10 protein-coding genes are annotated in these 10,002 nt (G+C 61.8%); 7 read left to right on the forward strand and 3 right to left on the reverse strand.

The genetic code is table 11. The features are described from left to right. Positions 1-76 precede the first annotated feature (76 nt). Both BLR31_RS20950 and BLR31_RS20955 read right to left on the reverse strand, forming a co-directional pair. Positions 77-1,030 (reverse strand): ParB/RepB/Spo0J family partition protein, encoded by a 954-nt coding sequence (locus tag BLR31_RS20950; protein ID WP_090600427.1) that lies wholly within the window; start codon positions 1,028-1,030, stop codon positions 77-79. Then, a complete protein-coding gene (locus tag BLR31_RS20955; RefSeq protein ID WP_143009490.1) occupies positions 1,023-2,630 on the reverse strand; it encodes a DUF2130 domain-containing protein in 1,608 nt (535 codons plus the stop codon). The genes BLR31_RS20950 and BLR31_RS20955 overlap by 8 nt, the downstream gene beginning before the upstream one ends. Positions 2,631-2,748: 118 nt before the next feature. On the opposite strand from BLR31_RS20955, the gene BLR31_RS20960 reads away from it, so the two are divergent. The 4 genes from BLR31_RS20960 (at position 2,749) to BLR31_RS20975 (ending at position 7,412) form a co-directional block, all read left to right on the forward strand. After that, positions 2,749-2,937 carry a hypothetical protein gene (locus BLR31_RS20960; RefSeq protein WP_037071631.1) on the forward strand — a complete coding sequence of 63 codons (189 nt, stop codon included), beginning with the start codon at positions 2,749-2,751 and terminating at the stop codon, positions 2,935-2,937. A 307-nt stretch (positions 2,938-3,244) separates the two neighbouring features. After that, positions 3,245-4,720: a hypothetical protein gene (locus BLR31_RS20965; protein ID WP_090600452.1), complete on the forward strand. Its 1,476-nt coding sequence runs from the start codon at positions 3,245-3,247 to the stop codon at positions 4,718-4,720. A gap of 407 nt (positions 4,721-5,127) precedes the next feature. Continuing rightward, positions 5,128-6,849, forward strand: coding sequence for a ParB N-terminal domain-containing protein (locus BLR31_RS20970; RefSeq protein ID WP_090600434.1), 1,722 nt, complete (start codon positions 5,128-5,130; stop codon positions 6,847-6,849). Positions 6,850-6,938: 89 nt separating this feature from the next. Continuing rightward, positions 6,939-7,412, forward strand: a complete 474-nt coding sequence (locus BLR31_RS20975; protein WP_090600440.1) for a hypothetical protein — start codon at positions 6,939-6,941, stop codon at positions 7,410-7,412. Positions 7,413-7,420: 8 nt separating this feature from the next. Here BLR31_RS20975 and BLR31_RS20980 read toward each other — a convergent pair whose 3' ends face one another. Continuing rightward, complete coding sequence (locus tag BLR31_RS20980; protein WP_090600442.1) at positions 7,421-8,599, reverse strand: IS110 family RNA-guided transposase; 1,179 nt, start codon at positions 8,597-8,599, stop codon at positions 7,421-7,423. Positions 8,600-8,823: 224 nt separating this feature from the next. Between BLR31_RS20980 and BLR31_RS20985 the strand changes: the two genes are divergently transcribed. From BLR31_RS20985 to BLR31_RS20990, 3 genes are read left to right on the forward strand one after another with little or no spacing between them, the layout of a single operon-like run. After that, positions 8,824-9,273, forward strand: a complete 450-nt coding sequence (locus tag BLR31_RS20985; RefSeq protein WP_176762801.1) for a hypothetical protein — start codon at positions 8,824-8,826, stop codon at positions 9,271-9,273. Further along, a complete protein-coding gene (locus BLR31_RS22360) occupies positions 9,195-9,452 on the forward strand; it encodes a DUF7007 domain-containing protein (RefSeq protein WP_425287296.1) in 258 nt (85 codons plus the stop codon). The genes BLR31_RS20985 and BLR31_RS22360 overlap by 79 nt, the downstream gene beginning before the upstream one ends. Continuing rightward, positions 9,449-9,802, forward strand: coding sequence for a hypothetical protein (locus BLR31_RS20990; protein ID WP_090600447.1), 354 nt, complete (start codon positions 9,449-9,451; stop codon positions 9,800-9,802). Before BLR31_RS22360 ends, BLR31_RS20990 begins: the two co-directional genes overlap by 4 nt. The last annotated feature ends 200 nt before the right edge of the window (positions 9,803-10,002 follow it).

Here is a 10,002-nt window from a genome sequence, read left to right on the forward strand (position 1 = left end):
GAGAAACAGTACATTGCCGATGATCATTGGACCCCCTATTGGCGCCGCGTAACGCGTGTTGCAGATTGCTCGGGACTCACGAAAGCGCCTTGCGCAATGATCGAAGGAGCGCCTCGGCGTCATCGATCTTTTTCAGGATGTCGGGGTCGCCCTTGAGATCCTGCAACGTGGTCCATGGAACCCCCTTCATCGCTTCAACCGCGGCCTCCAGATCCCCGGACAATCCGCCCTTTGGCTTCTTCTCGGTGGGTCCCAGACCCAACATAACAAAATCGAGATCCCCCGCGTCGCTGAGGAAATGCGCGCGTGCCACCGGATCGGGGAGGATCGATCGTAGTTTGCGCAGGTCCTTGGAGTTGGTTATGCGCTTGTCGTTCACCTTCTTGACGACGGCCTCGACGATGCTGGGAGTGAACAGCTTCTTGCTGACGCCCATCATCTCACGCGCCCAGGTGATGGCGGCACTTGGGTCGCGAAGGCTGGTGAACTTCTCCGACAGCTCGAAAATATCGACCAGTTTGTCCAGTTCCCGAACGGTGATTCCGAGTATGTTCGCGGCGCTGGCGCGTCCCATCAGGTCGACAAGGCGGTAGGCCACCATTTCCTTCTCTTTGGCGTCCCATTCCTTGCGCTGCCGATGGATATAGATCCACGCGCGAAGCCGATCCTCGTCACTCAGTGTGCGGTCGGTAACCTCGATGGGGAGCTGGCGGAATTCTTCTTTCCCCTGTTCTACCAAGGCCCGGGAATTCGTCCACCGCCGATCGCCATCGATGATGCGGAATTTTCCAGGGAAATCGGGATGAGGTTCTACGAGGAGCGGCTCGAACAAACCGCCATTGGCCTCGATCTGCCGTTGCAGTTCTTCGTCAACCTTGGGCCCGAGCCTCGGCTGCTTATCATTGGGCAGGATCGAGTCGATGTCGGCCTTCGTGCGGTACGTCCGAAGAACTGTACGATCGAGCCGGCGCTCCTGAAGGTTGACGACGTTGTCGCGTTCGCGACCCGCCGCCGGGACCGTGCTATTCATTGTCCTGCTCCGGTCCCCGGGCCGTGCCGATGATCATGTCGATTTCGTTGCTCAGCTCGGCCTTCACTTTCTGCACTGATCGAATAAGTTCGCCCTGACGCTTCCAGACAGATTCGTGTGCCTTCTTTTCCTTGACCTGGATGTCGAGGAGATCGTCGGTGTGAGTGTCGATCCGGGCAATCAGATCAGTGCAGCGTTCCGAGACAATGAAGTCATAGAGCGCGGCCGTCTTGCGGGTCTTTTCCTCGCCGCTCATGCGGAGAATGTGGGTCTGCACGATGTGGTGGCGGATCAGCTGAACGAGAGCGACAACGCGGGCGGGGTTGGCCAGCAGAACGCCATCCTGATGATGCAGTTGCCGCACACCAGCGGGAAACTTGCTTGTGGAAAGAATGGCGTGCTCCGCTTTGGCCGCCATCTGGTCGGTGGCGAGCTTACTGACGAAGTCGTTGCGCCATGCGCCATGGTTCTTAGAGTCGTAGATGATGGTGCCGCACTCCTTGCCGTTGTGAATGACGACATGGAGGATGTCGGCCCCGGGCTGACCCTTGTTAACGCGTTCGATCCTGTCTCCCTCGAACTCAGCCTTCAACGCTTCGAACAGATCGACCTCGGCGCCCTCGCCAAGCTCCTCGTTGGTCTTCTTGTCGAGAGCTCGGGTCAGCTCCGCCACCTTCGCGGACAGCTTGAGCTTTTCCTCAAACGCGAGAGCCTTCTCGGCATTGACGGCCGCAGTCTGAGCGAACTCGAACGCCTCGCGCTGTTCTTGGAGGCGCTGATCCAGCAGGGCTTGATGATCGGCGAGCTGCTTCTCGACCGTAGCCGCTTTGGCTTCCGCGTTCTTCTTCGCCTCTTCGAGCTCGGCGAGCCTGCTTTGGGCGGCCACAGCGGCAGCCTCAGAAGCTTCCGAACGGATTTCGATCTCGCGCGCCGCTGCGGACTCGGTCAGTGCCGCAATCTTCGCTTCTGTCTCAGCTGCAACGGTGTCGAGCTGCGCCTTGAGGCTCTTCCCGGCCTCTTCAGCCTTCAGCCTGGCGGCATCCGCAGACGCGACCCGTTCATTGGCCGCCGCTTCAGCGGCGACCTTGGCCTCGGCCCGAATGCTGTCCTGCTTCGCAAGGGCCTCCTGCCGGACCGCCTCGATAGCGACGTCGCGCTCCTGCTGTTCCTGGGCAAGTCGCTCCTCGAGAGCGACCCGCATTTGTTCGGCATTCTGCTTTTCGGCCTCCGCTTGCGTCACGCGGCTCAACAGGAGATCCTGAGCCTCTTTGCTGGCGAGCACCGTCGCCGCGATCGCCTCCTGGGCTGCGGCTTCGGCGGCCTTGCGGCCCTCTTCGCGGGCGAGGACGGCTTTGGCGGCGCCGTCCTTGTTGGCCTTGTCGATGGCATCGGCCTTCTCGCGGGAAAACTGCTCCTGGAGGCGAGCCGAGAGTTCCTCCGCAGTTTTCTTCTGCCGCGTCTCGATCCGCTCTTTGATCTCATCCATCTGGTCGTGCGGGATCTGCTGTTCACACAGCGGGCAAACCTCGTCGTGATCGTGCAGGAACGACGACGAGGGAACAGGATTCGCCTTTAGAAGGGGTGATGCTGACGCGGCCACATTGACCTCCAGGTGTTGCAAGAAACTGGGACCTATTTTCTCCTACTTGATCCTGAAGTCAAGTGCTGATATTTTGTTGGACGTGGGCTCGCATCAGGCGCGCTCCGGAAAGGCAATCATGACTAAGACTTTCAAGCCGGGGCAGACTGCCCCTCGTTCTGGACAATACGGGATTCTCGGGACCCGCGGTGGAGACACCGGCAAGGAGCGCACCGTTACGCGCGGCGAGCCTATGCCGCCGACGCCGAAGTCCGGTCAGACCTACAAGTTGGTCGATGCGACCCGGAACAAGAGCGGTCGACCGTGATCCGAAAAGAACGGCGACCTTCTTTGGTCGCCGTCTCTAGCCGAAGTGCCAGGCGGCAACTTTGCTGTTCCAGAACCAGAAAATTGACCGATCCCCGAACTTTATGCGCCGATTTCCTTCCCCGATAGCTGACGTTGGGTGCAACCAACGGTCATGATCCAAAGCGGACCTGCCTACCAGCCGCATCGGCGTCGGTCAGCGTAGACACCTGGCAATGGGAGCCATAGAGCGCAACGACCTGTGACCCCAGTCTCGGCGAGAAGTTTCTGCCGTGGTAACCTAGATGGTTATTGGGGGGAGGGGGCTGATGGGCACGTTCTTTAGCGATACATTTGGCATCGAGCCGGAGACATTGGAGGCTTATGGTGCGTTCGATATTTCGGTCATAAATGATTTGCCGTTGTTCATTGACCCCTTCTTGCTCTTTCATAGCGAGAAAGAGGAATACCAAGCGCTGCACCGGCAAATTATCGACTACCTAGTGTTTCTGCGTGACCGCGCAACGGCCGGGCCGGTAAGCGAGGGCCTGCTGCGAAACTGGTATTGTTTCCCCGAGGTCAAGCAGAACTGGCTCGGGTTTTCCCTCGTGGGAAATGGTGGCAGCGGCCTAGGAATCGACTTCGCCCGAGAGCTGCACGGTAATCTCGGAGCGGTTTTTAGCGATTTCGGTGGCGAGAGCATTACCGAGGGTAGTCACCTGGAGAAGGTCTGCCTCATCGCAGACGGGGTCGGTCGGGACAATATCAGCGACTTCGTGACGAACCTCATCCAGGACTTCCTGTGCCGGTACACGGAGGAGTTTGCAGGCGATCACCTATCTGACGACTACGTGCGTGACGTGCCTATAGACCGCGCCATTTTCAACTATGAGACCGAAAGCTGGCAGCGGCGCAAGTATCGCCTGCCCTGGTACGAGGGCGACTTCATCCTCCTTACGCCCAAGGACATGCTCACCCGTGACGATACCTGGATTAACCGGGGCGATATGATAGCCGGGTTTGAGCAGATTCCAACGGCCATACCCGATGCACAACTGCGGGCGTCTGTGGCCAACTACTTCCATTTGGCGCTTAGCCGCCGCGCCAAGCCCAAGAAGCCGCCTACAGCGAAGGAGCGTCATGCCGCTGCGGCCGAGACCATTAGGCACTTCCCTGAGCTGATAGATTACTACATCAGACTCAAGGAAATGACCGGCGACGATGCCGCCGATGTGAGCGCCGAGAAGGTGCTGTTGACCGAACTATTCTTCTCACGGCGCATGCGGGAAATCTTGCAGCCGCAGCTCGAGCAGACCGACTTTTACCAGATTGCGGGCGGCACCTACGCCGAAGCCCACACACGCCTAGCCTACCTCAAGCATGCCATCGAGGACCAAGGCTGCTGGCGCATCTTCTACGACAAGGAGGGCAAGCCCGTTGAACGGGAAAAGGATATCCAAATCCTTTTCCGTCTGGTGTGGTTCGGCACCGGGTCGGACATTGGGCCGGAGGCCAATGACGGCCGAGGTCCGGTCGACTTTAAGGTATCTCGAGGCCGCCACAAGACCTTGGTCGAGATGAAGCTCGCCAAGAACAATAAGCTGGAAGCCAACCTGCAAAAGCAGGTCGAGGTCTATCAGGCGGCGGCGGATGCAGAGCGTGGCATTAAGGCCATCATCTATTTCAGCTACGACCAGCTTAAGCGAGTCCGCGATATCCTAAAGCGCCTCAAGTTAGAGGATAGCCAAGACATTGTGCTGCTGGACGCCCGCAGCGACAACAAGCCGTCAGCGTCGAACGCGTAGTCCGGCGAGTGAATGGCAATACAGACCTCTGATTGGATGTCCACAATTGGCGGCGCCTACTGCTCATTCCTGTAGGCGAAGGGAACGGTAAATTCTCGGTCCTTGCGATATGATTCGCATGCAGCCGCAATCTCCAAACGTAGACGGAAAATTGGTGAAATCGGGAGGGAAAAGAAACCCTCCTCGCGGATCGGCCGACCCGGTGACGCTGGCGCTCAACCGCCTGGCTCGCGATCCCGGCCGCGTCGTCCTTCGCAGGGCTGACAGCCCCGCTTGGCCAGCCGGGCAGGGATGCTCGACAGGCAGTTGCACCGGCCCGTCCGCTCCGCGGGCCGGGGGATGTCTTCGGAAAGAAGACGGACAAGGACCCGCGAACGTGCGGTCCGCAACCGAAACGGAGCATCCCAATGGAACTCAAGTTTATTGATCCGCGCGCGCTGACCGAGAATCCCGACAAGGCGCGACGCTCCAAATCGAGCCCGCAGGCCGATGCGCTGCTGCTCGCCACGATCAAGGCCGTCGGCATAGTGCAGCCGCCTGTCGTCGCGCCGGAACCGAACAGCGGCAACGGCTATGTCATCGATGCCGGGCACCGCCGCGTGAAGCAGGCGATCGCGGCGGGTCTCGAGGAAATCGCGGTGCTTGTGATCGAGCGCGCCGAGGACGGCGGCGCGATGCGCTCCCTGGCCGAAACCCTGGCCCATGAGCAGCTCAATCCCGTCGACCAGTGGCGGGCGATCGAACGCCTGGTTGCGCTCAACTGGACTGAGGAGGCGATCGCCATCGCGCTGGCGCTGCCGGTCCGCCAGATCAAGAAGCTGCGGCTTCTGGCGAACGTGCTGCCGGCCATGCTCGACCAGATGGTCAAGGGCGACATGCCCGATGAGCGTCAGCTTCGCACGATTGCCTCCGCCGCGCTCGAGGATCAGAAAGAGATCTGGAAGAAGCACAAGCCGTCCAAGGCCGATCCTCAGGTCTCATGGTGGGCTGTCGCGCAGGGTCTGACCAAGACCCGCATGTTCGCCAAACATGCCAGTTTCGGCGACGACCTGGCCCAGGCCTACGGCATCGCCTGGGTCGAGGATCTGTTCGCTCCCGCCGATGAGGACAGCCGTTATACGACCGATGTCGACGCCTATCTCGGCGCGCAGCAGGAATGGATGGCGAACCATCTGCCGAAGCGCGGCGTCCTCGTCGAGGCCGGCCAGTGGGGCGAACCCAAGCTGCCGCCCAAGGCAAGCCAGGTCTACGGCAAGCCCAGCAAGTCCGATCATACCGCCATGTATCTCGACCGCGAGGGCAAGGTGCAGACGGTTGCCTATCGCATGCCCGAGGTGAAGAAGTCGAAGGGCAAGGGTGGTGCAGCCGACGCCGCTGGTACGGACACGGACCTGGTGGCTGCCAAGTCCCGCCCGGACGTGACGCGCAAGGGAATCGAGATGATAGGGGACTTCCGCACCGACGCCCTCCACGACGCTCTTGCCCGCGCGCCGATCGAGGAGGACACGCTGATGGCGCTGCTCGTTCTCGCCTTTGCGGGCAGGAACGTCTCCGTGGATTCCGGTTCCTCGGACACGGTCTATGGCCATGCGCGGCTGGAGCGCCATGCAGCCCTTCTTTTCGGGGAAGGCGGCAGGCTCGACTACGATCGTGAGACGCTCCAGCAAGTGGTTCGCAAGGTTCTGATCGAGGTCCTCTCGTGCCGCGAGAACCGCACCAACAGCGGCATCGTCGCTCGGGTCGCCGGCGACACCATTGGCGCCGACAGCTTCCTGCCGAGCATGGGCACGGACGAGTTCATGTCGTGTCTGTCGCGGTCGGCACTGGAAGCGTCCTGCAAGGACACGCCAGTGCTGCCGCGCCAGCGGGTGAAGGATACCCGCGCCGCCCTTGTCGAGCACTTCAAGGAGGGCCCGTTCGTCCATCCCTCGGCCCTGTTCGCGCCCGACGTCGCTGAACTGACGAGCTGGGCGGCCCGCTACACCGCGCCGGACGAGGATGACCAGGACGCGGCGCCGGACGTCGATGAACTGGACGGCGACCAGACCGAGGCCTCGGCACACGATCGTCCGGTCGATGACGGCGACGTCGTCGAAGACACCGAAGCCTGGCGTGTCGCCGCCGAATAGGCCGCCAATCCACTTCCTCCCGACCCATCCCGCCGCCGACAATCGCGCCGGCGGCGGTTCTGTTTTCATCAAGAGCACTGGAGACCACCATGTCCGCTCAATTGATCTACGATCTCGTGCCGCCCGGTTCCATCATCCGCTACTCCGACGGCACTCCGCGCCCACCGGAGCGTCATCGCAAGAAACTCTCGGCATGGCAGAGCGCCAACGGCGGCGGCCGCGTGATCCGCAAGACGCCGGCCCGGCAGACCGCGCAGTATTCATCGCCCGCGCAGTTCACGCTGCATGAAGGCGATTACGGGAGCGGTGGTGTCATCGTCCTGCGCGTCCACAAGAGTTTTTCGGTCGACAGTGGCTTGAAGTTCGTCGTGGTCTCCCGACCCGCACCAGGGTCGGTCCAGGTCTTCGATCGCGCTGGCGAGGGCGCTGACCTCGTCCATCTTGCCGCCAGCCGCCAGGACGCGGAGGTCTGGTTGCAAACCCATGGATATCCGAACGCAGTGCTCGAGCCCGTATCGGCCGACACCGTGGCGGCCGACCACGTCGAGGGGAGGGCTGCGTAATGCGGAAGTCAAGCAGCTTTTCGGACTGGATCGAATGCTTCTCTGCGTTGAAGCATGGTCCAGAGGACGGTGACACGACGGCGCGCGAGAGCGATGAGGGCCTGCGTGTGGTATTTCCCCTCTCGCCGCTTGCGATCATAGAAGGCGCGCGAGATCGGATCTCCGGTAGACACGGCGCAGAAGGCGCTTTGGTAGAACACGCGCTTGAGCTGCTTGTCTCCTCCGAAGGTCCTTCGCCAACCCTTCTTGTACCCGGACTGACGGATGACCGGGGCAAGACCCGCGGCAGAGGCCAACGCATCGGCGGAAGGGAACCGCTCGATGTTGCCGATGCAGGCGATGAGTTCTGCCGTGAGTGCTACCCCCATCCCCGGCATGGACCGGATGAGGGCGCTGTCAGGGTGGTCGTCAAGGAGCCTGCGGATGTCCGCCTCGATGCGAGCGAGCTTCGATCTGGTGTCGAGTGCTTCGGCCGCGAGTTCGCGTATGAGTTCGGCGACTGCGGCTTCCCCCGGAATGGCCATGGATTGAGCGCGAGCACTCTCAATCGCGCCGTCCACCAGCGCTTCGGCTCCCTTCAGGTATCGTTCCTTCGCCATGTGCGCCATGATACGCCGTTTGCCAGTGCGACGGATCTCGGCCGGGGTGACATAGCGGCTGATCAGGACGAGCGGTCCCTTGCAAGTGACGTCGACCGTTCTCTCGAGCTGCGGGTGGATGCGGCACAGCAGCATGCGCAGACGTGCGAGACGCCGCGTCTGCTCCTCGACCAGGTCGCGCCGACGACCAATCTTGAGCCGCAGCGCCACAACCGTCTCTCCGTCCGGAGAGATCGGGCGGAGATCACGGGTACGCACCAGCTCGGCTATGGTGCGCGCATCCCGCGGGTCAGACTTACGCTCGCCGCCGGCGAACCCCTGACCAGCTCGGTTCACGGCGATGCCCGGCGCATGCACGAGGCGGAACCCCTCGGCCAACAGCGTCGCTTCGAGAAACGAGGCGAAGGAGCCTACGACATCGAGGCCGATGAGCGGATCGCCCTCGATTGCGCGAAGGTTGGCGACGAAGGCGTCAATCCCCACCGGCGTGTTCTCGATCGCACAGTTAAGCACGACCTTGCATTCATCATCGACGGCACAGGCCCAGTGAACTGCCTTGGCCACATCGACCCCTACAGAAATGCGCATGTATTTGTCCCTCCGCTGACTTCCACAGGCATGCCCCGTCTCGCCTGCATCGCCTTACAAAGCCATCGAGGGCATCGCGTAATCAGCGGTCGATCCTGGGCGGCGGTGCGGGCGGCCAAGCCCTCCGAGCCATCGAGAACAGCCAGCATGACAGCCATACCCGCATCGCCTGCACCAAGGCAGATTCACATCAGCTATGGCGCTATGAAAAGAGGTAAGGCGGCATGAACGCCCCTCCTCAAACTGAGGCAACGACCGACAATACCTCCGGATTCCTCGAGGTGTATTACGGGCGAACGAGCGACGGCCTCTTCGCGGCGCTGGTTGGCGAGAACGCCTTTGCGATGATCCCTGCCTACAATGGCGAACACAATCTTGGCCACGGGTGGAAGCTGGCCCTGCCCATTTCCGAATGGAAGCAGTCCAGCTTCTATGGTCACGGCGGGCAGCTCGACGGCAAGGCGGCGTTCCGTGCCCGTGTCGAGGAGAATGCCGAGCATCAGCGACAATTGCGTAGATTGGCCCGTCGCAGCATCCCGGTTCGGCAAGCAACCCCCTGGGGCTTTCGGATCATGCCACGCACTATGCCGAGGGCATCGTCTGCCATTCGACCCCGGGCCACGGCGGGTTCCATCTCGACCCAGACCGCAATGCCCACATTAATCCCCTTCTGAGAAACGCCGACGGCTTCTACGAGGAGGATTGCTGCTGGGCGGCCGTTGCGAAGGCCTTTCCCGATCTTTTCACCGATTTCGAGAAACGTTGCGCCGAAGAGACAATCCGGCGCTGGTATCCCGATGCCTGGCGATCCCTCACGTCCACACCTAAACGATTGCAGGAGGCCGCCCCATGACGATTGCAGAGCACATCGCTATGCTGGCGCGCATGAAAGCTGCCCGCCGGGAGACGCATGCCCATCTCCGGCTGATCGAGCGGCAGATCGCGGCGCGCGCGGAGCGCCTGATGACCACTTTCCGTGCCAGATCACGCGACTACCGGAAGTCCAGGTCGACATGGACCCATGCCGACGAGCAGCTCTACCAGGCCACGCTATCGGAGCTGACCTTTTCCCGTCACCGCGAGGTCGATGGGCTGTCGCGCAAGCTCGCCCGCCAGGATGCTGCAATCGCCGCCTTCCGTCGCCGCCACGATCTCTCGGAGGTCGAGCCGGAGCCGGATATGGCAGGCCTCCGCGCGGCCTGATCCTTCCCCGCGCATCTCCACGCGCGATTCCTCGTGCCCTGACCTGCAATCGGGAGGGCAGCCCTGTCCGGGAGCGTGTGTGGCGGGCTGTGCGGGTAGCGGGGCAATATCCGGGTAGAGCCGCGCGGCGGCTGCCCGACCGTGCTGCCGTCGGAAGCGGATTGATCTGTCGCACTTCCTCGCGCGAGCCAATCTCATGG

It is taken from the genome of Pelagibacterium luteolum (genome assembly GCF_900100665.1).
Lineage (GTDB): Bacteria > Pseudomonadota > Alphaproteobacteria > Rhizobiales > Devosiaceae > Pelagibacterium > Pelagibacterium luteolum.